Annotated in this window: 20 protein-coding genes and 1 tRNA gene; 12 read left to right on the top strand and 9 right to left on the bottom strand. The window is 67.6% G+C overall.

Translation table 11 applies throughout. From position 1 onward, the window contains the following. Positions 1 to 20 precede the first annotated feature (20 nt). Positions 21 to 926, bottom strand: a complete 906-nt coding sequence (locus tag ACUTAG_RS12460) for an alpha/beta fold hydrolase (protein ID WP_148317369.1) — start codon at positions 924 to 926, stop codon at positions 21 to 23. 90 nt (positions 927 to 1016) lie between these two features. On the opposite strand from ACUTAG_RS12460, the gene ACUTAG_RS12465 reads away from it, so the two are divergent. Next, entirely contained in the window at positions 1017 to 1403 is a 387-nt protein-coding gene (locus ACUTAG_RS12465) for a MerR family transcriptional regulator (RefSeq protein WP_006389970.1), read from the top strand. 15 nt (positions 1404 to 1418) lie between these two features. Here ACUTAG_RS12465 and ACUTAG_RS12470 read toward each other — a convergent pair whose 3' ends face one another. Both ACUTAG_RS12470 and ACUTAG_RS12475 read right to left on the bottom strand, forming a co-directional pair. Then, a complete protein-coding gene (locus tag ACUTAG_RS12470; protein WP_020926031.1) occupies positions 1419 to 2282 on the bottom strand; it encodes a LysR family transcriptional regulator in 864 nt (287 codons plus the stop codon). Between the two features lie 113 nt (positions 2283 to 2395). After that, positions 2396 to 3367 carry an alpha/beta hydrolase gene (locus tag ACUTAG_RS12475; RefSeq protein ID WP_006389968.1) on the bottom strand — a complete coding sequence of 324 codons (972 nt, stop codon included), beginning with the start codon at positions 3365 to 3367 and terminating at the stop codon, positions 2396 to 2398. Between the two features lie 309 nt (positions 3368 to 3676). On the opposite strand from ACUTAG_RS12475, the gene ACUTAG_RS12480 reads away from it, so the two are divergent. Beyond that, positions 3677 to 4708 (top strand): quinone oxidoreductase family protein, encoded by a 1032-nt coding sequence (locus ACUTAG_RS12480; protein ID WP_446650206.1) that lies wholly within the window; start codon positions 3677 to 3679, stop codon positions 4706 to 4708. Between the two features lie 16 nt (positions 4709 to 4724). Here ACUTAG_RS12480 and ACUTAG_RS12485 read toward each other — a convergent pair whose 3' ends face one another. Next, positions 4725 to 5663, bottom strand: coding sequence for a LysR family transcriptional regulator (locus ACUTAG_RS12485; protein WP_187378281.1), 939 nt, complete (start codon positions 5661 to 5663; stop codon positions 4725 to 4727). A gap of 95 nt (positions 5664 to 5758) precedes the next feature. Here ACUTAG_RS12485 and ACUTAG_RS12490 point away from each other — a divergent pair, with 95 nt between their 5' ends. The 5 genes from ACUTAG_RS12490 to ACUTAG_RS12510 all read left to right on the top strand — a co-directional run bounded on the left by ACUTAG_RS12490 (position 5759) and on the right by ACUTAG_RS12510 (position 11496). Then, positions 5759 to 7123: a 2-hydroxycarboxylate transporter family protein gene (locus ACUTAG_RS12490; protein WP_082392035.1), complete on the top strand. Its 1365-nt coding sequence runs from the start codon at positions 5759 to 5761 to the stop codon at positions 7121 to 7123. Continuing rightward, a complete protein-coding gene (locus tag ACUTAG_RS12495) occupies positions 7113 to 8108 on the top strand; it encodes an esterase (RefSeq protein WP_222850759.1) in 996 nt (331 codons plus the stop codon). The genes ACUTAG_RS12490 and ACUTAG_RS12495 overlap by 11 nt, the downstream gene beginning before the upstream one ends. Positions 8109 to 8347: 239 nt before the next feature. After that, the gene (locus tag ACUTAG_RS12500; protein ID WP_148317375.1) at positions 8348 to 9793 is read left to right on the top strand and encodes a gluconate:proton symporter; all 1446 of its coding nucleotides are present in this window, start codon (positions 8348 to 8350) and stop codon (positions 9791 to 9793) included. 11 nt (positions 9794 to 9804) lie between these two features. Beyond that, positions 9805 to 10668, top strand: coding sequence for a serine hydrolase (locus tag ACUTAG_RS12505; RefSeq protein WP_148317377.1), 864 nt, complete (start codon positions 9805 to 9807; stop codon positions 10666 to 10668). Positions 10669 to 10680: 12 nt separating this feature from the next. Then, entirely contained in the window at positions 10681 to 11496 is an 816-nt protein-coding gene (locus ACUTAG_RS12510) for a carbon-nitrogen hydrolase family protein (protein ID WP_148317379.1), read from the top strand. A gap of 75 nt (positions 11497 to 11571) precedes the next feature. Here ACUTAG_RS12510 and ACUTAG_RS12515 read toward each other — a convergent pair whose 3' ends face one another. The 4 genes from ACUTAG_RS12515 to ispB form a co-directional block, all read right to left on the bottom strand. Further along, positions 11572 to 12330 carry an alpha/beta hydrolase family protein gene (locus tag ACUTAG_RS12515; RefSeq protein ID WP_006389963.1) on the bottom strand — a complete coding sequence of 253 codons (759 nt, stop codon included), beginning with the start codon at positions 12328 to 12330 and terminating at the stop codon, positions 11572 to 11574. Beyond that, positions 12317 to 13447, bottom strand: a complete 1131-nt coding sequence (locus tag ACUTAG_RS12520; protein ID WP_172965867.1) for a DUF3182 family protein — start codon at positions 13445 to 13447, stop codon at positions 12317 to 12319. The genes ACUTAG_RS12515 and ACUTAG_RS12520 overlap by 14 nt, the downstream gene beginning before the upstream one ends. Before the next feature lie 115 nt (positions 13448 to 13562). Continuing rightward, a tRNA-Pro gene (locus tag ACUTAG_RS12525) sits at positions 13563 to 13639 on the bottom strand. Between the two features lie 161 nt (positions 13640 to 13800). After that, positions 13801 to 14766: an octaprenyl diphosphate synthase gene (gene ispB, locus ACUTAG_RS12530; RefSeq protein WP_006389961.1), complete on the bottom strand. Its 966-nt coding sequence runs from the start codon at positions 14764 to 14766 to the stop codon at positions 13801 to 13803. A 457-nt stretch (positions 14767 to 15223) separates the two neighbouring features. Between ispB and rplU the strand changes: the two genes are divergently transcribed. The 4 genes from rplU (at position 15224) to proB (ending at position 18338) form a co-directional block, all read left to right on the top strand. Further along, complete coding sequence (gene rplU, locus ACUTAG_RS12535) at positions 15224 to 15535, top strand: 50S ribosomal protein L21 (RefSeq protein ID WP_006389960.1); 312 nt, start codon at positions 15224 to 15226, stop codon at positions 15533 to 15535. Positions 15536 to 15570: 35 nt separating this feature from the next. Further along, a complete protein-coding gene (gene rpmA / locus ACUTAG_RS12540; protein WP_006389959.1) occupies positions 15571 to 15831 on the top strand; it encodes a 50S ribosomal protein L27 in 261 nt (86 codons plus the stop codon). Between the two features lie 175 nt (positions 15832 to 16006). Continuing rightward, on the top strand, positions 16007 to 17143 hold the full coding sequence (gene obgE / locus ACUTAG_RS12545) for a GTPase ObgE (protein WP_020926019.1): 1137 nt from the start codon (positions 16007 to 16009) through the stop codon (positions 17141 to 17143). 58 nt (positions 17144 to 17201) lie between these two features. Next, positions 17202 to 18338 carry a glutamate 5-kinase gene (gene proB, locus ACUTAG_RS12550; protein WP_148317381.1) on the top strand — a complete coding sequence of 379 codons (1137 nt, stop codon included), beginning with the start codon at positions 17202 to 17204 and terminating at the stop codon, positions 18336 to 18338. A 172-nt stretch (positions 18339 to 18510) separates the two neighbouring features. On the opposite strand, the gene ACUTAG_RS12555 is transcribed toward proB, so the two are convergent. Then, complete coding sequence (locus ACUTAG_RS12555; protein ID WP_035184254.1) at positions 18511 to 19200, bottom strand: response regulator transcription factor; 690 nt, start codon at positions 19198 to 19200, stop codon at positions 18511 to 18513. Between the two features lie 78 nt (positions 19201 to 19278). On the opposite strand from ACUTAG_RS12555, the gene ACUTAG_RS12560 reads away from it, so the two are divergent. Next, positions 19279 to 19728 carry a helix-turn-helix domain-containing protein gene (locus ACUTAG_RS12560; RefSeq protein ID WP_076472060.1) on the top strand — a complete coding sequence of 150 codons (450 nt, stop codon included), beginning with the start codon at positions 19279 to 19281 and terminating at the stop codon, positions 19726 to 19728. Positions 19729 to 19733: the final 5 nt, after the last annotated feature.

A 19733-nucleotide genomic window follows, 5' to 3' on the forward strand; every position in this document is an offset into this window, starting at 1 on the left:
CCGCGTGCCCCCGGCGGGCGTCAGCGCCCCGCCGCGTCGACGAACGCGGCCAGATCGCGGTTGAACCGCTCGGCCTCTTCCACGAACGGCGCGTGTCCCGACGCCGCATATACCGAGCCGCGCACGCGCGGACTCAACTGCCTGGCGCGTTCCAGCGACGGCTCGGCGCGCACCAGCGCATCGCGCGCGCCATAGATCAGCCATAGCGGCTTGCGCATCGCGCCCAGGCCCTGGCGGGCCGCGATCGTCATCCGCGGCACCGCGGCCTGCATCCCGGGCGACGCCAGGGCGGCGTTGGCCTGCAGCCGCTCGAACGTGGCCGTGTCCGGCTGCGTCTCGAAACACAGCGCCAGGAAGGCGCGTTCGGCGTCCAGGTGCGTCTTCAGGTCGGTCGACGCCATGCCGCGATACACCTCGGGATGCGGCGCGATCTGGCTGGCGTCCAGTTCGATCACGCCGCCCACGTAGACCGCGCCGGCGACATCGCCGTCGCCGTACGCGGCCAGGTAGTTGGTCGTCACGGCGGCGCCCAGCGACCAGCCCACCAGCACCGGCTGGCGCGCGCCCGACGCGGCGATCACGGCCGCCAGATCGTCGGCCCAGCGCCGGCCATCGGTGTAGGCCTGCGGCGCGGTCGGTTTGCCCGACTGGCCGTGGCCGCGCAGGTCGTAGGCGATCAGGCGATAGCGCTGCAACAGGGGGCTGGACAACTGCGCCTCCCAGCTGAGGCGGCTGCCCAGCAGGCCGTGGACGAAGACGATGGCGGGGCCGGCCGGATCGCCGGACTCCTGGATGGCAAGCGTCACGCCATCCGGCGCGACGGCGGTGTACTGGCGATCATCGGCCAATGCCGCGGCGCTCGCCGACAGCAGGGCGATCATCGCCAGCAGGCGACGGAATAGACGGAACAAAGGCTGGCCGGGCATGGGGCTGACTCCTGGATGGCAAAAGGGGAATCGCAGTCTCGACCCTCACACCGGTGTTAGAGTCAAGCGCCCGGCTCGTGAAACTTCGCCATGACACTCCCGCCCGCCGCCAAGCCGATGTCGATCGGCGCCCTTGCCCGCGCCACCGGCGCCAGCCTGCGCTCGATTCGCCATTACGACGCGCACGGCCTGCTGGCCTCCTCGCGCGCCGACAACGGCTATCGCCACTTTGCCCCCGCCGCGGTCAGCCAGGTGCGGCAGATCCAGCGCCTGATCGCAACCGGTTTCAGTCTCGCCGAGATCCAGGGCTTTCCCGATTGCATGCGCATGATCGAGGGCGCGGCCGCCTGCCCGCAGACCTCCGAAGTGCAACGCCAGCGCCTGGCCTCGGTCGAACGGCAGATCGCCGACCTCGAACGTCGCCGCGCCCGCCTGCGCCAGATGCTGGCCGAGGGCGCCGCGGCCTCCCCCGAATAGCCGCGAGCAGGACGGTCACGGGCGTAGCCGTGGTTCCTGTTGCACGCACTCCACCAGGAAGTCCATCACCGCCTTGACCGACGGCGACCGGCGCAAGTCCGGAAACACCGCCAGCCACAGATCGCGGGACGGCGCCTCGCCCGCCACCGCCAGCCGTTGCAGCATGGCGTCGCTGTCGCCCACGATCGTGGGCAGCACCACGGCGCCCAGCCCTGACCGCGCGGCCATCTGCTGCGCCGCCAGGTCGCTGGCGGCAAAGACCACCGGCCGGTGGCGGCGGACCTGATGCAGCCAGGCCTGTTGCGGCAGGGCGTCGCCGCTCGCGTCATACGCGATGAAGCGCCACTGCTCGGCGGGCTGCTCCGCGTATCCGGCGCCGCCATACAGCGCGAATCGCACCACGCCGATTTTCCTGCGCACCAGCGCATCCTCTTCCGGGCGCACGGTACGCAGGGCGATGTCGGCCTCGCCGCGGTCCAGCGCCACCAGCGACAGCGACGGCAGCAGAACCACGTTCAGCTTCGGATGCCGCTCGCGCAGCGCGGCGATCCGCGGCGCGATGCAGTGGCTGGCCAGCGACGGCGGCGCGCTGACGCGGACCGTGCCGGCGACCTCGATCGAGGCAATGCGCGACAACTGTTCGACTCCCGTGGCGATCTCGTTCATGGCGCCGGCCAGCCGCGCCAGCGCGCGTCCGTCCTCGGTCAGCGGACGGCTGCGCGGCAGCCGGTCCACCAGCCGCAGGCCCAGGGATTTTTCCAGCGCGTCGATGCGGCGCCCCACGGTGGCATGCTCGACCCGCAGTTCACGGGCGGCCGCCGACAACGATTGGGTACGCGCCAAGACGGTGAAGTAATACAGGTCCTGCCAGTCGAACATCGGATTGTCCACTCACGCCGGGGATGATCGTGCGGGAGAAAACTCCCGGATCCTGATGCCGCTTTTACCATGCGCCGGCGCGGCGCCGAGCCGGTCCCGGCTTCCATGGCCTTCTAGGGTTCAAGCGCGACCTGCAGCGCGCGCTCCAGCGACACCCGCAGCATCTCGCCATGGCCGAACTGCGCAAACGCCTCGTAGCGGGCATCCGCGCCGCCTTCGCGCAGGCCTTCCACCATCGCGCGCACGGCAGGCTGCAGGTCGATCGGCGTGCCATCCGGCCGCGTCGACGGCGCATTGGGCCGCTGGCGCGCCGGATCGCGCGGCTTGGTGCCCGCCAGCACAAGCACGCGCTTGCCGGCCGCGCGCCGCGCGTCGAAGCGCCGCCACTCCTGCAACAGGGCGCCATCGGCCCACCAGGCCGACGGGTCGCCCGTGATGTAGCGCGCGAACGTGTCCGGCCGCGTGAACAGCACGTGCAGCGCGAACAGGCCGCCATAGGAATGCCCCCACAGGTATTCGCGTCTGTCGTCGACCGCGGCGCGGCCGCGCACCAGCGGCTTGACCCGTTCGCGCAAGAGGGCCAGGAACTCGTCCGCGCCGCCTCCCTCGCGGCCCAGCACCACCGGATTCGGCTGGCGCGCGCCCTGCTCGAACACGGGCGGCGTGTAGTCATAGGCGCGCGCCACCACGTCGTTGCGCGTCGGCACGTCGTAGCCCACGGCCACCAGCACCGGCGCCCCGCCCGCGCCCAACCGCAGCAGGTCGGCATCGGTCAGCGTGGCCAGCGCCGCGTTGCCGTCGAGCATGTACAACACCGCGCTGCCGCCGGCCGGCGCGGCCTGGCGCGGCACGGCGATCTGGATGCGGTAGTGGCGCTTGCCATCGGCCGAATCGAGCCGGTGCGTTTCAAAGCGATAGACCGTCGACGGCCGGTCCGCCACGGTCTCGCCGACAAGCTGCGCGCCACGCGCGACCGGCGCGCCCGCATCGTTCGGCGTCGGAGCCTGCGCCTGCGCACCGGCGCTCCAGAGAACGCCGCTGAACAAGGCGGCTTGGCAAAGGCGGAACAGGATACGGGAGGACATCGGCTTCTCGGGATTGCGCGTGCCGCAGGGCGCCAGCCCGCCGGCGGAATGGAAAACGGTTCGGCACGCTGCAACGGCGGCGCCTGCCGCAGCATAGCCCAAATCATAATGGGACTTAATCCTGTTTGCAGACCAACACCCGCCGCGATTGCACGCGGCCGCCGCGCATTGGCGCGCCCGTTCCGGCAATTTCCTCACGCCCCCGGTGAATTCCTGGGGAATTCCCAGACCGATTCACGCCTTCTACGATGGCCGCCATCGATCGATGCCACGGCGCGCCGTCCCTCCCTCAACAAGGAATCCTTCGCAGTGAAAGCCATCCTGATAGAACGCTACGGCGGCCCCGAAGTCCTGCAGATGCGCGCGGACCGTCCCATGCCGGATGCCGCGCCCGGCCACGTGGTGGCGCGGGTCGCCTACGCCGGCATCAACTTCATGGACGTGCACACCCGCCAGGGCAAGTACGCGGCCTCCACCACCTATCCCGTCCGCCTGCCCTGCACCCTCGGCATGGAAGGCGCCGGCGAGATCGTCGCGGTCGGCGCCAGCGTCACGCATCTGGCGCCCGGCGACCGCGTCGCCTGGTGCATCGCCTGGGGCAGCTACGCCGAGTACGCCAGCGTGCCGGCGGCCAAGGTCGCCAGGATCCCCGACGCCATCCCGTTCGACCTGGCCGCCGCCGCGATCTTCCAGGGCGCCACCGCGCACTACCTGGTCGAGGACATCGCCCGGCTGGGCCCGGGCAGCACCTGCCTGATCCACGCGGCTTCCGGCAGCATCGGCCAATTGCTGGTGCAGATGGCCGCGCGGCGCGGCGCCACCGTGTTCGCCACCGCCAGCAGCGCGCAAAAGTGCGCCGTCGCCAGCGCGCGCGGCGCCCACCACGCCCTGCCCTACGACGACGGCCGCTTCGCCGACCGCATCCGCGAGGCCACCGGCGGCGCGGGCGTGGACGTGGTGTTCGACGCGGTCGGCAAGGCCACCCTGCGCGACAGCTTGCGCGCCTGCCGCGCGCGCGGCCTGGTCATCAACTACGGCAATGTCTCGGGCTCGGTCACCGACCTGGATCCGATCGAACTGGGCGAGGCCGGTTCGCTGTTCCTGACGCGGCCGCGGCTGGCCGACCACATGCGGGACGGCGTCACCGTGCAGCGCCGCGCCGACGCCGTGTTCGGCGCGCTGCTCGAAGGGTCGCTGGACATCGCCATCGAGGGTCGCTACGAAATGGAAGACGTGCAGCGCATCCATGCGCGGCTGGAAGCGCGCGAACAGATCGGCAAGTCGGTCATGCGCATCGGCGGCCAGCCGGCAACACGGCCGGCGCGCTGCCCTGGTCGCTGAATGACTTGGCGCCGGCTTACAGCAGGCTCGCCTGCCAGATGCCGGCTTCGATCAAGCGGCGGCATTGCGTCACCACTTCGTCCGCCACTAGCTGCACCGGATTCGACCCGCCCAACTTGCGCCACGCCAGGCAGACGGTGCGGGCCAACGGCGGATCGATGGGTCGGGCGATCACCTGTCGGGCCTCGATCTCGTCACGCACCGCGCAGGGAGCCAACACGCTGTGATAGCGACCACTGGCGACGAGCCTGACCAATTGGTGTCCCGCGTCGATCTCCAACGCCACGTCCAGCACCGTGCCGTGTCTTTCAGCATGCGATTCCAGCGCCGCGCGAAACCCGTTGGCGCGCGACGGCATCGCCAGCGGATACTCGCCCAACGTGCGCATCCGCACCACGCCCTTGCCGGCTCGCGCATCGCGGCGGCTTACAAGATGCATGGTCTCCTGCGCCATGGGCGTGCAATGCAGGTCCATTGTCGCGGCCCGGTCGAACACCACGGCCATGTCGATATCGCCGCTTTGCAGCCAATTCCACAGATAGCTGGAAAACGCTTCGACCACACGTAACCGGAGCTTCGGATAGCGGGCCGAGAGGTGCTCGATGATGGGCAAGGCCGCCACCGCCGCCGTCGACGACGGCAGGCCGATGGCGATCTCGCCCTGCGGCTCGCGACGCAGGACCTCCACCTCGTTCAGGCTGGCCTGGGTCAATGCCAGGATGTCGTAGGCACGTGCCAACAGCAGACGTCCCGCCTCCGTCATACGGACGCCACGCGGCTCCCGATGCAAGAGGACCGTGCCCAACCGGGCTTCCAGCTTGGCGATGGCAATGCTCAGCGCGGGTTGCGCCACATCCAGGCGCTGCGCGGCGGCTGTCATGCTGCCGGCCTCGCCAATCGCGACCAGCGCCATGAGGTGCTGCATGGTCAGAGGAAGTTTGCCGAACTCATCCATTGATAAAACATATGGTGGAATAAATTTGGCATATTTTACATTTATTACTCGCGTGACTACATTCGCCGCTTCGACCATAACAACCAGGAAGCGAGATGAGACAAGCCCACCCCTGCGTGCCGCAGCCGCGCGCCACCCATGACGCCACGCCCCTTTCCGACAGAGCGTGGCGACGCACCTGGCTGCGGCTGATGTGCGTCCGGATTGGTGTCGTGCCCCTGCCAGTGTTCGCGGCATTGCTGATAGTCGTTGCCATCATGACGGTCAAGGGCAAAGTGCCGTCCGACTTGTCCATGTCGATCGGCGTCCTCGCGCTTGGCGGCTTCGTCTTCATGGAATTGGGCAACAGAATCCGTCTGATTTCGGTGACGGGCGCCGCAGCCATCATGGCGTTCGTGGTTCCGTCCGCCCTGACCTACTATGGCGTGATCCCGCCACCCGTGGTCGAGTCGATCCAGACGTTCACCAAGGTTTCGAACTTCCTTTACCTGTACATCGCCATCATCATCGTCGGCAGCATCATGAGCATGCCGCGCGAGGTGCTCGTGGCTGGCTTTCTGAAGATATTCGTGCCACTGGCGGCCGGTTCGGTCGTGGCCGCCATGGTTGGCACCGGCGTCGGTATCGCGATGGGCTTTAGCTGGATGCACAGCCTGTTTTTCATCGTCATTCCGATCATGGCCGGCGGCCTGGGCGAAGGCGCCATCCCGCTATCGCTGGGCTATTCCATATTGACGTCACAACCACAGCCTGTGCTGTTCGCCCAGATCATTCCCGTGGTCATGTTGGGCAGCTTCACCGCGGTGATACTGTCAGGCCTGCTGAACCTGCTGGGCAAGCGCTTCCCTCACCTGACAGGCGAGGGCCGTTTACAGCCAGGGCCGGACGCAGCCCTGGCGAGCACGGATTCCCACACCAGCGCCTCGCCCTTCAATCCGATGGCGCTGGGCAGCGGCCTGGTGACCGTGGTAGGCCTGTATCTGCTGGGCACACTGGGCCAAAAGCTGTACGATTTTCCCGCGCCCATCGCCATGCTGATCCTGGTGGTGGCCTTGAAACTGCTGCGCATGATCCCCGCTGACATCGAGCGGGCGGGTAAGGACCTGTATGCCTTCACCGCCAAGGTCGTGACCTACCCGCTGTTGTTCGCCATGGGCGTGGCGTTGACCCCCTGGGACAAGTTCGTCAGCGCGTTCACGCTTCCTACCCTGGTTACCGTGTTCGCCACCGTGGCCTCGATGATCGCCACCGGTTTCTTCCTGGCTCGCCGCCTGCGTATGTATCCCATCGATGTAGCGGTGGTGAACGCCTGCCATAGCGGACAGGGCGGCACGGGCGACATTGCCATCCTGACCGCCGCCAACCGCATGGCGCTGATGCCGTTCGCCCAGATATCCACGCGCATTGGCGGCGCCATCACCGTCACCTTGGCGCTGATCGCCATCCGCTATGTCGTCTGAGATCACGTCTGATGACATCCTGGCAACCGGCGACGCAATTGCCTTGCGCCGCGTGCGCGGGTTCCATGTCGGCGGGCACGCGGTGGACCTGCACGGCCTGCCGCCACGCACCATCGAAACCGTGCCCGGCGAGCCTGCGCGAGGCTCGGATCCCAACGGTCGCTATTTGGTCGGCCAGCTGTATGCCCAGTATTTCGAACAAGCACGGCCTTCGCATCCAACGCCGTTGCTATTCTGGCACGGCGGCGGCATGACGGGTGCCACCTGGGAAGATACGCCCGATGGGCGCCCCGGCTGGCACGATCACTTCATGCGGCTTGGTTTCCACACCTGCGTCAGCGATGCCGTGGAACGCGGCCGCGCTTCCTGGGCGCCCTATCCGGACATCACACCGCTGCCGCCGGAACACCGCACTCTGGAACAGGCCTGGTCAATCTTCCGCTTTGGTCCCAATGGCGGTCGCAACGGCGCCATCCACCCCGGGATGCGCTTTCCGAGCGAGTACGGCGAGCAACTGGCCCGACAGTTCGTGGCGCGCTGGACCTGCAACACCACCGCCACCGTTGCCGCCTATGGCGACCTGTTGCGCCGCTTCGGGCGCAGCATCGTCATCGCCCACAGCGAAGGCGCGCGGCATGCAGCCCAGCTCGCCGCCACGATGCCTGAAACCATTGCTGCCCTGGTCTTGATCGAACCCGCTGGCGCCCCTCCCGTCGACGGCGTCGCCGCGCTCCGCGCGGCCAAAGTCCCGCACTTGGTGGTGTGGGGCGACCATTTCGACTACAGCGACCTGTGGCGCCGCTACCGCTCGGCCGCCGAACACTGGCTGTCCCGACTGGGCGCGGCGCAGGGACGGGTGGATACGCTGGATCTGCCCGCGATGGGCATCTCCGGAAACAGCCACCTGCTGATGATGGATGACAACGCGGCCGAAATCGCCGCCATGGTCGCCGCCTGGATCCGCGCACGCCTACCCTTGGAGTGAAGGCCATAACCAAAGGTTATGCCAACACCCTGACCATTCATTTGAACCCGCTTCGCCTGGCGCCCACACTCTCCCCGTCCGCGCCAGGCTGCCTGACGAACGCTTGGCCGATCGGACAGCAACCGCTGGGAATCCACGCCTGCAGCACCCACAAGGCGGGATCACAACAATAGGCCGACAACCGCCGGACGCGCCGCGCGTCACGGCCTGGCCACGGATTGGATAGGGACGGAGAAGACATGACCTCATTGGCACAAACGGCGGCGGCGCCACGCCCGCCCGCCGGCGGCTCGTTGCACCCACGCCGGCGCAATGCCGCCATCGCGGTATTCCTGGTCGGGCTGGCCATCGCGCTCTACACCCACTACGCCCTGCCAGGCCAGACCAGCCTGTGGGGCCTGACGCCCGTGCTGGTGTTCGCCATCATCGCGCTGCTGGGCGTGGACATCGTGCTGTCCACCATCGCCGCCATCGTGCTCGGCGCCATCATGACGGGCACCACGCCCATCGCCATGAGCAAGCTGCTGGCCGAATCGCTGGGGTCGTTCATCGCGGTGGTCGGCCTGATCATCGTGCTCGGTGCCGGCGTGGGCGAAGTCGCCTCGCGCACCGGCGCCGCGGAACAGATGGTGCGCGCCATCGTGCGCCGCATCGGCCTGTCGAACCAGGTGCGCGTGCGCCTGGGCATCATGGTGACCTCGACCCTGATCTGCGGCGCGCTGGGCACCCTGGCCGGCGGCAACGCCATCATCGCGGCGGTGGTGATCCCCATCGCGGCGGCGGTGCGCCTGTCGCCGCCCGCGGTGGCCGCGCTGTTCCAGACCGCCGGTTCGGCCGGACTGGTGCTGGGGCCCTTCACGCCCAACGTGGTCACCGTGACCGGCCTGACCGGCTTGAGCTATCCGCAGTACCTGCTGGTGGCGGGCATACCGATGGCCGTGGCGACGCTGCTGGCCGGCTGGTTCATGTCGGGCCGCATCCAGAAGATGACCGAGGCGACTCATCAATACGAGGAAGCCGGCGCCAGCATGGCCACCCTCGACCTGGACGCCGCGCCGTCCCCCACGGCCCTGCGCGCGGCGTGGGCGTTCTGCCTGACCATCATCATCCTGGCGGTCGCCGGCGTGCTCGCCAAGGCCGGCTACGCCTTCGCCATCATCGTCATGGTGTCGCTGGCGGCCACCACCGGCCTGGCCGGCGGCATGGGCCCGCGCGCGATCCTGCAAGCGATGTATGCGGGCACCGGAAAGCTGATCTGGATCTTCTTCCTGTTCTGGCTGTTCAACCCGGTGCTGGTGCTGGTGGACCAGCTCAACGCCTACCACGCCGTGCTGGAACTGGCGAAGCCGCACCTGGCCGGCATCAGCGGCGCCATGCTGTGCGTCATCGTGCTGTGGTTCAACGTGATCGGCCACATCCCCGGCGCGGCGGTGGCGCAGATGACCTTCACCGCCAAGATCTTCGGCCCCCTGCTGGCGGCCGCCGGCGTCGGCCCTGCGGCCACCACGGCGGTTATCCTGGGCAGTTCGCAGATCGACTGGTTTGGTCCGTTCCCCACCTCGGACATGTTCGGCCAGATGGGCCTGGCGCGCTCGGGCGAGCTCAAATACATGCTCTACAACGGCTGGGCGGTGATCCTGGTGAACCTCTGCCTGTTCTCGTCCCTGTTCTTCTTCCTGGTCTGAGGAGATCGACCATGTTCCCCTTGGGATCGCAACCGCTGGACCGCAACGCCTTGCGCCAGCACGTCGACGCGGCGCTGGCGCCCTTGCTGGCCGCCACGCCCGCGCGGGTCTCGCTGAGCCTGCGCGACCTGGACGGCAACATCGTGCTGGCGCACCACGCCGACCGCGTGCAGCCATCGGCCAGCATCATCAAGGTGCCCATCCTGCTGGCGCTGCTCGAAGCGATGGCCAACGGCCGCTACGCGCTCGAACAGCCGCTGGCCCTGCCCGCTTGCGGCGACCGCGCCGGCGGCACCGGCATCCTGGCCCAACTGCCCAGCGTCGCCAGCCTGTCGCTGGCCGAACTGGCGCGGTTGATGATCGTGCTCAGCGACAACGTCGCCACCAACGCGCTGATCGATCTGTTGGGCTTTGACGCGATCAACCAATGGAGCCAGCGCGCCGGACTGGCGGCAAGCCGCCTGCAACGCCGCATGATGGACACCGCCGCGCGCGAAGCCGGCCGCGACAACTTCACCAGCGCCGACGATGCCACCGCCGCGCTCTGCTGGATGCTGCGCGACGGCATGCTGCCGCCGCCCTTGCGGACCTTCGCGCTCGACCTGCTGGCCGACCAGCGCGAGCGCGCCCACTTCGGCGCCGCGCTGCCGGCGCCAGCGCATCTGGCCAGCAAGGCCGGCCAGCTGCCAGGCCTGCGCCATGACGCCGGCATCCTCACCGTGGCGGACCGCAGCGTGGTGCTGGCGGTGCTGGCCGACGGCTTCACCGACTGGCAGACCGCGCAGACGCTCCAGGGCGGCGAAGGCGCCGCCCTGCTGGGGCAGATCGCGCGCGCGGTCGCGCTCGGCCTGAAAGCCCAGGCGCACACACACTGACAAGGAGCCCGCATGTCCATCAGAGTGGCAGCCATCCAGCTCGATAGCCGCCGTGACCGCGATGCCAACCTGGCGGCGCTGGAACATTGGATAACGGCCGCGGCCAACGACGGCGCGAAACTGATCGTCACGCCCGAGTACAGCGATGTGCGCGGCGACACACCAACGCTGCGCGCCGCCGCCAGTCCGATCCCCGGCGCGGTCACGGCGCGCATCGCCGCGCTGGCGCAACGCCACGCTTGCTGGATCCACCTGGGCTCGATGCATGAACGCCTGGCGGACCAGGACCGGCTCGGCAACACCGGCGTCACCTTCGCCCCGGACGGCAGCATCGCCGCCTCCTACCGCAAGGTCCACCTGTACGACGCGGTGGTCGACGGCATCCCCTACCGCGAATCCGCCGACTTCGCGCCCGGCGCGCACCTGCGGACCATCGAGGCGGCGGGCCTGACGCTGGGCCTGAGCATCTGCTACGACCTGCGCTTCGCCGAACTCTACCGCGCGCTGCGCGCACGCGGCGCCAACGTGCTGGCGGTGCCCGCGGCCTTCAACCTGCACACCGGGCGCGATCATTGGGAAACCCTGCTGCGCGCCCGCGCCATCGAGAACCAGTGCTACGTGATCGCCGCCGCCCAGATCGGCGGCGACGGCCCGGGCCTGCCCTGCCTCGGCCGCAGCATGATCATCGACCCCTGGGGCACGGTGCTGGCCTGCATGCCGGACCGCACCGGCTACATCCTGACCGACCTCGACCCGCAGCGCGTGGCCACGCTGCGCGCCGGCCTGCCGGCCTGGGAGCATCGCCGCACCGATCTCTACCCGGGTTGACCCGCGCGGCGGAAAGCGCCAGGGCCGGCATCGTTGCCGGCCTTGCGCGCAACGCGCCAGCCCGACCGCGGCCGCTCAGTAGCGCGCCCGCCCCTCGCCCATGCGGGCGCCCATGACCATTTCGGTCACCCAGTTCACCAGTATCGAGGTATAGGCGCGTTGCGCCGGTTTTTCCGTCAGCGCGTGGTCGGCGCCGTCGATGATCCGGTGCGTCAACGAGTGCGATCGGCGAAACGCGGAGCGATAGCTCATGATGGTCGAATGCGGGATATAGCTGTCGTGTTCCGCCTCGACCAACAGCACGTCGCCGGCGAACGCCGTGCACGCCTTCAACGCGCGGTTCTCTTCCGGCGCGACGTAGACGCTGCGATAGGCGCGCAGGGTCTCGCGATCGAGCTGGTTCTTGGGCACCAGCCATTCGTCGTCACGATACAGGGCAGGCACATGCAGCGCCAGCCAGCGCACCGGACGCAGCGTACTCAAAAGCGCCGCCAGGTAACCGCCGTAGCTGCTGCCCACCACGGCGATCGAACCGGAGTCCAGCGACGGATGCTGCGCCAGCCGGTCATAGGCCGCCACCACGTCGCGCAGATTGTCCTCGCGCGTCACCTCGCGTTGCCGCGCCTGCGTGGCGGCGTGTCCGCGCAAATCGAAGGTGAGGCAGACGCAACCCAGCGCGGCAATGCCCTTGGCGCGCGACAGGTCGAACTGCTGGCTGCCGCCCCAGCCATGAATGAACAGCACCCCCGGCACCTTGTCTTCCGGGGTAAGGAACGTGGCGTCCAGCGACACGCCATCCACGTCGAGCGCGAGCGGACTGCTATGCGCCGCCATCGGCCGCCTCCAGGATGCCGCCCGACTTGCTGATGGGTCCCACCGCCGCGTCGTGGCCGTGGAACACCAGGCGTTGCGTGATTGGAGCCGGTTCGTCGGCGCCATAGCGCTCGCGGGTCGCGGCGCGCACTTCGCGCAACGCGGGCGAGAGCGCAAAGGCCTGCATGGCGGCCAGTTCCGCGATGCTGGCGCCGCCCGCGCGCCACGATTGTTCCAGCACGCCCGCGCGCGGCCGGCCATCGGCGCCGAGACCAAACGCCACATCGTAATTGCGCCGCGAAGCAATCAGCGCGGGATAGGCGGCCGATACCGCCGCGTCATACTGGCACGCCAGATCGATCGCGCGGCGTTCACGGTCGGCGAGATCCAGCCTGCGCAAGGCATCGAAGCCGCCCCGCGCCACGCGCAGTTCCGAGCCGCCGTACACGAGGCAGCCCGTATTGTCGGGCGTCAGCGACTGCGTGCCGACATAGGCGATCTCCATTTTTCCCACCTTGGACCAGCCCACGCTGCACGTTTCGACTTCGTCCAGGTCTTCCTCGATCACCAGGCCAAGCCGTCCCATCGTCCGCGCGCATTGGCGCTCCAAGGCCTGCCGCAGCGCATCGGCATCCGAGGCGACCTCCTGCCCGCGCCCGGCGGTCGCATCGGCAGGTTTCAACCGCACCGGCCCGCGTTGCAACAGCCGCAGGCCACCGGCCAGCGCGTCTTCCGGGCGGAACGCCGTGTAGCCGGCAAGCACCGCGTCACCCAATGCATCCGCCAGCGAGGCGACCCAACCCGCTGGCGCCGGTGCATCCGGCCGCGCCAGGCCATGGCTGATGGATTTGGTGGCGACGAAGGCATGCGGCACGACGCCACCATAGAGGTCGGCGATGCCCGCGATGCCCAGGATGGCCGCGCGCGCCGCGCCGGCGATGCTGCGGTCGGGCACGTAATACGGAACCGGGCCGCCGCGATGGCGACTGGGCCGGTAATCGCGAACATGGCGCCCGCCCAACAGCGCGGCCAGGCGCGCCGCCAGGGCGTCATGCGACGCCACTTCGTGCTCGGACGCCCGGGCGCGGCGAGGATAAGCGACCACGAGCGGGCCGTCTGCGAGAGAAAACGAGTTCATGGGCGCCACGCCAGCAAACGGCGTGCCCACGCAAAAAAGCCGGCAACGCTTGCGCGGTACCGGCTTTCAGCCAAAGGCGTCGGGAAACACCTTCAAGAATTCGACCACAGATAAGTGGTCGGGGCGAGAGGATTCGAACCTCCGACTCCTGCGTCCCGAACGCAGTACTCTACCAGGCTGAGCTACGCCCCGAGTCTGGGCATGGGCTTATACATCTCCCACACCCTACAGCTGCTGACTTCGTTGCGCTCAGTGCAACCAAATCATCTTTTCGCTTCGGCTTGAAGGTTTTGCCCTTCCCGCCTCGTGAATTCCAACCTTGCTCAAAGCAGCGCTTGCAGTGCTGTTTTCAGCTAGCGATCTCGATTCACCGCGAAAGCGCAGAATTCTAACAGAGAATTTAGAAAAGGGGAAACGGGATATGCAGAAAGTGCTTCGCGGGCCCGATCCGCCTCGGCCACGGCGGCCTGGCGGGCGTGTTCCAACGCGTCCGTCGCCTGGATGGCGGCGGCCACGGCGGCAAAGTCGGCGTCGCCCGTCTTGATGGCGTCGCGGATCAATTGCTGCTGCTGCGGCGTTCCCACTTCCATTACGCGGATCAGCGGCAGCGTGGGCTTGCCCTCGCGCAGATCGTCGCCCACGTTCTTGCCCAGCGCGGCGGCGTCTCCGCTGTAGTCCAGCACGTCGTCGACCAACTGGAAGGCCGTGCCCACGTGGCGGCCATAGGCGGCGGCCGCGGCTTCCTGCTCGGGCGTGGCGCCCGCCAGCACCGCGCCGACCTGGGCGGCGGCCTCGAACAGCTTGGCGGTCTTGTAGCGCACGACCTGCAGGTAGCGCTCCTGCGAGACGTCCGGATCGTGCACGTTCAGCAACTGCAGCACCTCGCCCTCGGCGATGACCGTGGTGGCTTCGGACAGGATGCTCATGATGCGCATCGAGTCGGCCTCGACCATCATCTCGAACGAGCGCGAATACAGATAGTCGCCCACCAGCACGCTGGCCGCGTTGCCGAACACCGCGTTGGCGGTTTCGCGCCCGCGGCGCAGGTCGGACTCGTCGACCACGTCGTCATGCAGCAGCGTCGCGGTATGGATGAACTCCACCACGGCGGCCAGCAACTGGTGGTGCGTCCCTTGATACCCCAGCGCGCGCGCCACCATCAGCACCATCGCCGGGCGCATGCGCTTGCCGCCCGCGCCAATGATGTAGTCGCCGATCGTACGGATGAGCACCACATCGGAATTCAGCCGCTCGCGGATAACCGCATCGACGGCTTTCATATCGTCAACTATGGGAGCAATGAGCGCGGGGAGATTCAAGACGTATCCGGAGAGTGAAACGAGCTATATGTAACAGCTCTTACCGCTGGGCCGCCGGGATGGCGGGGGATTCGACCAGCGATTATACGGGCTGCCAGGAACCGGAGCCGGACGTAGCGACGCCCCTGCCCGGGGCGCGGAATCCCCCTCCGCCATCCCATCCGAACCGCCCCGCCCCCGTTTTTTCGGTTGCGCGCCACCCCGACGCGGCGCCCCGGCCACACCTAAGCCCTTAGCCTGCAAGCGCTTTTTGACTTTTCCCCAGCCGCGGGCTAATATCCCGGATTCGGTCAGAGATGGCCGAATTACGTCGGTGAATTACGCGCGCTTGGTCTTGGTAACCCCATATTGGCAACCCCATATTGGCAACCCCAATCTTGGCAACCCCAGGCAAGCACTGCCGGCCCAGCAGGGCCGGCAAGCGAATGAACCCATTTACCTATTTAAGGAATACCCCATGTACGCGGTCGTAAAAACCGGTGGCAAGCAGTACCGTGTTGCCATTGGCGAAAAACTCAAGGTAGAACAGATACCGGCTGACATTGGGCAAGAAATCACCCTGGATCAAGTGCTGTCCGTGGGCGAAGGCGACCAACTGAAAGTTGGTACGCCCCTCGTCGCCGGCGCCGTGATCAAGGCAACGGTTCTTGCGCAAGGCCGCCACGACAAGGTCAAGATCTTCAAGATGCGCCGTCGCAAGCACTATCAGAAGCGTCAGGGCCACCGTCAGAACTACACCGAAATCCGCATCGAAGCCATCACGGCCTAAGACGCGACTCGGCACCACATTAGCAGGAGCTAAACATGGCACAGAAAAAGGGCGGCGGCTCTACGCGAAACGGACGCGACTCAGAATCGAAGCGTCTGGGCGTCAAGGCTTTCGGCGGTGAACTGATTCCCGCTGGTTCGATCATCGTGCGTCAGCGCGGTACCCGTTTCCACGCTGGCGTGAACGTCGGCATGGGCAAGGACCACACCCTGTTCGCGCTGGTCGACGGCAAGGTTCAATTCGGCTTCAAGGGCGCGTTGAACAAGCAAACCGTTTCGATCGTCGCCGCCGAGTAATCCTCGACGCAGCACGGTCCGGCACGCGGCGCGGTCGCCTCAGCGATCCGCCGCCAGCCAGAACGGCAAAGCCCTGTCGCACGCGGCAGGGCTTTTTTTCCTTCGGGCCACCGCAAATGCGTGGCGGCCCTCGCCGCGCTGCGGCGACTCCCTATCTCATACACGCGCAGACATCATGAAATTCGTAGACGAAGCCACCATCGAAGTCGTCGCCGGCAAAGGCGGCAATGGCGTGGCGAGCTTTCGCCGCGAGAAATTCATTCCCAAGGGCGGCCCGGACGGCGGCGACGGCGGACGCGGCGGCAGCATCTTTGCCGTGGCTGATCGCAACATCAACACGCTGATCGACTTCCGCTACGCGCGCCTGCACCGCGCCAAGAACGGCGAAAACGGCCGCGGCTCGGACCAGTACGGCGCCGCCGCCCCGGACATCACGCTGCGCGTGCCCGTCGGCACCATCATCCATGACGCCGAGACCGGCGAAGTCCTGTTCGACCTGAACCGCCACGACCAGAAGGTCGTGCTGGCCGCCGGCGGCCAGGGCGGCATGGGCAACATGCATTTCAAGTCCAGCGTCAACCGCGCCCCGCGCCAGTGGACGCCCGGCAAGGAAGGCGAACACCGCTACCTGCGCATGGAACTGAAGGTGCTGGCCGACGTCGGCTTGCTGGGCCTGCCCAACGCCGGCAAGTCCACGCTGATCACCCGCATCTCGAACGCCAAGCCGAAGATCGCCGACTACCCGTTCACGACGCTGCACCCGAACCTGGGCGTGGTGCGCACCTCGCCGTCGCGCAGCTTCGTCGTGGCCGACATCCCCGGCCTGATCGAAGGCGCCTCCGAAGGCGCCGGCCTGGGCCACCTGTTCCTGCGCCACTTGGCGCGCACCCGCGTGCTGCTGCACCTGGTGGACGTGTCCACGCCCGATCCCGACGCCGATCCGGTGGAGCAGGCCGTGGTCGATGCTCGCGCCATCGTCGAGGAACTGCGCCGCTACGATCCCGAGCTGGCCGCCAAGCCGCGCTGGCTGGTGCTGAACAAACTGGACATGGTGGCCGATCCCGAGGACACCAAGCGCCGCTTCATCGAGCTGTACGACTGGAAGGGCCCGGTGTTCGGCATCTCCGGCCTGTCCGGCGACGGCACCCAGGACCTGATCTACGCGCTGCAGGACTACCTTGACGCCGAACGCGAAAAGGAACAACTGGCGCAGGACCAGGCCGACGGCACCTACGTGGCCGAAGATCCGCGTTTCGACGACACCCGCAGCGACGCCGACAACAAGCCGGCCGCGCCGCGCGGCGACGAATAAGCCATAATCGCAATCTCGTTCGATTACGCCTTTTTTCGCGCCGCAGCCCGCCGCCATCATGTCTGCCGAATCACCCGCCGTTTCCGTCGTCGCCAATGCCCAGCGCCTCGTCGCCAAGGTCGGCTCATCGCTGGTCACCAATGAAGGCCGAGGCCTGGATCGCGCCGCCGTGGCACACTGGGCGGCCCAGATCGCCGCGCTGCACAAGCAGGGCAAGCAGGTCGTGCTGGTCTCCAGCGGCGCCATCGCCGAAGGCATGGCCCGCCTGGGCTGGCGCAAGCGCCCGTCGGTGATGCACGAACTCCAGGCCGCGGCGGCGGTGGGCCAGATGGGCCTGTGCCAGGCCTACGAGGCAGCCTTCGCCGAATACGGCCTGCGCACCGCGCAGATCCTGCTGACCCACGAAGACCTGGCCGACCGCCACCGCTACCTGAACGCGCGCAGCACGCTGTTCGCGCTGCTGCGCCTGGGCGTCGTGCCGATCGTGAATGAAAACGACACGGTGGTCACCGACGAGATCCGGCTGGGCGACAACGACACGCTGGGTGCACTGGTCACCAACCTGATCGAAGCCGACACGCTGATCATCCTGACCGACCAGCGCGGCCTGTACGACTCCGACCCCCGCAAGAATCCCGACGCCAAATTCATGGCGCACGTCCAGGCCGGCGATCCGGCACTGGAAGCCATGGCTGGCGGCGCCGGCAGCGGCATCGGCACCGGCGGCATGCTGACCAAGGTTCTGGCGGCCAAGCGCGCCGCGCACAGCGGCGCGCACACCGTGATCGCCTCCGGCCGCGAACGCAACGTGCTGACGCGCCTGGCGCAAGGCGAATGCATCGGCAGCGAACTGCGCGCCGTGCTGCCGGTGTGGTCGGCGCGCAAGCAGTGGCTGGCCGACCACCTGCGGCTGCGCGGCCGCGTGGTGCTCGATGACGGTGCCGTGCAGGCCCTGCTGCGTGAAGGCAAGAGCCTGCTGCCGATCGGCGTGGTCGATGTAGAAGGCGAATTCGGCCGCGGCGACGTGGTCGCCTGCGTCGACAGCCAGGGCCGCGAATGCGCCCGCGGCCTGATCAACTATTCCTCGGTGGACACCCGCCGCATCCTGCGCCAGCCGTCATCGCAGATCGCCCGCATCCTGGGCACCATGACCGACCCCGAGCTGATGCACCGCGACAACCTGGTCGTGCTCTGACAGCGCGCGGGCGGCGCCCCTCCCTCTTCCCGAACAAGGCGGCATCCGCCGCCCGTTGGCGCAATCGCATGCGCGCCTGTACCGGCGCGACGCTCCCCTACCTATGTAATTCGAATATCACATTAGTAGGAATTTCCGTGGCATGGTGTTGGAGCACGCGCGGGACCGTGTCCTAGTCGTGGGGCGCCGGCACGCCTTGCGGCATCAACATGTATCCCCACCCGCGCACCGCCAGCACCGGCAGGTCGATGTTGAGCCGGCGGGCCTTGCTGCGCAGGCGCGACACCAGCACATCCACGCGCCGCGCGCCGTCCATGGGGTCGCGTGTGGCTTCGGGGAAGAAGCCTTCGCGGGGCAGGCACTGATGCGGGGCGTTCAGCAGGCTGACAAAGAAGGCGCGTTCAGTGTTGGTCAGCGGCAATCGTTCGCCCGCGGGGCCGGCCAGCATCCGGCCGCGGCCATCGACACGCCAGCGCGGCAATGTGTCGGTCTCGGCGCGCCGGCAACGGATCAGGTTGCGCAGCACCGCATCCCATTCCGCGATGTTCGCCTGCAACGGCACGCAGGCATGGGCGCCGGCGTCGAGCGCCGCGATGCGGGCCGTGGGGGAATCTTCGGGGGATTGCCACACGACTGCGCTACCAGATGCGGCCCGACGCAGTTCGGCAATCAGTTGCGACAGATTGTCGCTCGTGCCGCGCAACACGACGATGTCGGCCGGTTCGCTGCGCAGCCGTGCCAACAGGCTGTCTGGGGACCGGCACAGGCCGACCTCCCACTGAAGTTGACGCAAGGTGTGCACAAACTTGTTGCACGCCATTCCACCAAGTTGCACGACGAGGACGTAACCTCTTTCCTGCATGTGCTGCCTCTCCGAACTTATCACCTAAGTAATATTTATATCTACCAAAGTGCCTACAGTGCAAGCTTCAATCGACGCGTGAAAACTTTTTCAGACCGACTGAAGCACGCCCGTCTTTTGCGTGGCCACACGCAGAAAGCCCTCGCTCGCATGGCCCGACTGTCGCAAAGCGCGATCGGCAGTTATGAGAGCGGGCTGAGGCATTCGAGCCGTTCACTGCGCAAACTGGCGCAGGTATTGAAGGTGGAACTCGAATGGCTGGAGACGGGCAAGGGCCCCATGGAATTGCCCATGGAAGGCTATGACCTGAGCGACACATTGCCGGCGACCGGCGTGTCCGAGCCGTTGCCGCGCGCCATTGCCCGCCGCGGGCGTCCCCTGGCGCCGTGGCCCTTCCCCAATATTGCGCCGGCGCAGTTCGACACGCTGACGGCGGACGACCGGTTGGTGCTCGAAGCGCTGAACCAGACCTTTATCGAAGCCTCCCAAGCGCGCCGCGGCATCAAACCGCGCGGCCGCAAGAGTTGAGGATG

This window comes from Achromobacter sp. CSND-B12 (assembly GCF_052906545.1).

Bases quoted from the DNA above. Each gene is read 5' to 3' on its own strand.
- ACUTAG_RS12485 (WP_187378281.1), bottom strand. From the start codon at position 5,663: ATGGATGAGTTCGGCAAACTTCCTCTGACCATGCAGCACCTCATGGCG.
- obgE (WP_020926019.1), top strand. From the start codon at position 16,007: ATGAAATTCGTAGACGAAGCCACCATCGAAGTCGTCGCCGGCAAAGGC.
- rplU (WP_006389960.1), top strand. From the start codon at position 15,224: ATGTACGCGGTCGTAAAAACCGGTGGCAAGCAGTACCGTGTTGCCATT.
- ACUTAG_RS12465 (WP_006389970.1), top strand. From the start codon at position 1,017: ATGACACTCCCGCCCGCCGCCAAGCCGATGTCGATCGGCGCCCTTGCC.
- ACUTAG_RS12470 (WP_020926031.1), bottom strand. From the start codon at position 2,282: ATGTTCGACTGGCAGGACCTGTATTACTTCACCGTCTTGGCGCGTACC.
- ACUTAG_RS12555 (WP_035184254.1), bottom strand. From the start codon at position 19,200: ATGCAGGAAAGAGGTTACGTCCTCGTCGTGCAACTTGGTGGAATGGCG.
- proB (WP_148317381.1), top strand. From the start codon at position 17,202: ATGTCTGCCGAATCACCCGCCGTTTCCGTCGTCGCCAATGCCCAGCGC.
- ACUTAG_RS12495 (WP_222850759.1), top strand. From the start codon at position 7,113: ATGTCGTCTGAGATCACGTCTGATGACATCCTGGCAACCGGCGACGCA.
- ACUTAG_RS12500 (WP_148317375.1), top strand. From the start codon at position 8,348: ATGACCTCATTGGCACAAACGGCGGCGGCGCCACGCCCGCCCGCCGGC.
- ACUTAG_RS12505 (WP_148317377.1), top strand. From the start codon at position 9,805: ATGTTCCCCTTGGGATCGCAACCGCTGGACCGCAACGCCTTGCGCCAG.
- ACUTAG_RS12475 (WP_006389968.1), bottom strand. From the start codon at position 3,367: ATGTCCTCCCGTATCCTGTTCCGCCTTTGCCAAGCCGCCTTGTTCAGC.
- ACUTAG_RS12520 (WP_172965867.1), bottom strand. From the start codon at position 13,447: ATGAACTCGTTTTCTCTCGCAGACGGCCCGCTCGTGGTCGCTTATCCT.
- ACUTAG_RS12510 (WP_148317379.1), top strand. From the start codon at position 10,681: ATGTCCATCAGAGTGGCAGCCATCCAGCTCGATAGCCGCCGTGACCGC.
- rpmA (WP_006389959.1), top strand. From the start codon at position 15,571: ATGGCACAGAAAAAGGGCGGCGGCTCTACGCGAAACGGACGCGACTCA.
- ACUTAG_RS12460 (WP_148317369.1), bottom strand. From the start codon at position 926: ATGCCCGGCCAGCCTTTGTTCCGTCTATTCCGTCGCCTGCTGGCGATG.
- ACUTAG_RS12515 (WP_006389963.1), bottom strand. From the start codon at position 12,330: ATGGCGGCGCATAGCAGTCCGCTCGCGCTCGACGTGGATGGCGTGTCG.
- ACUTAG_RS12490 (WP_082392035.1), top strand. From the start codon at position 5,759: ATGAGACAAGCCCACCCCTGCGTGCCGCAGCCGCGCGCCACCCATGAC.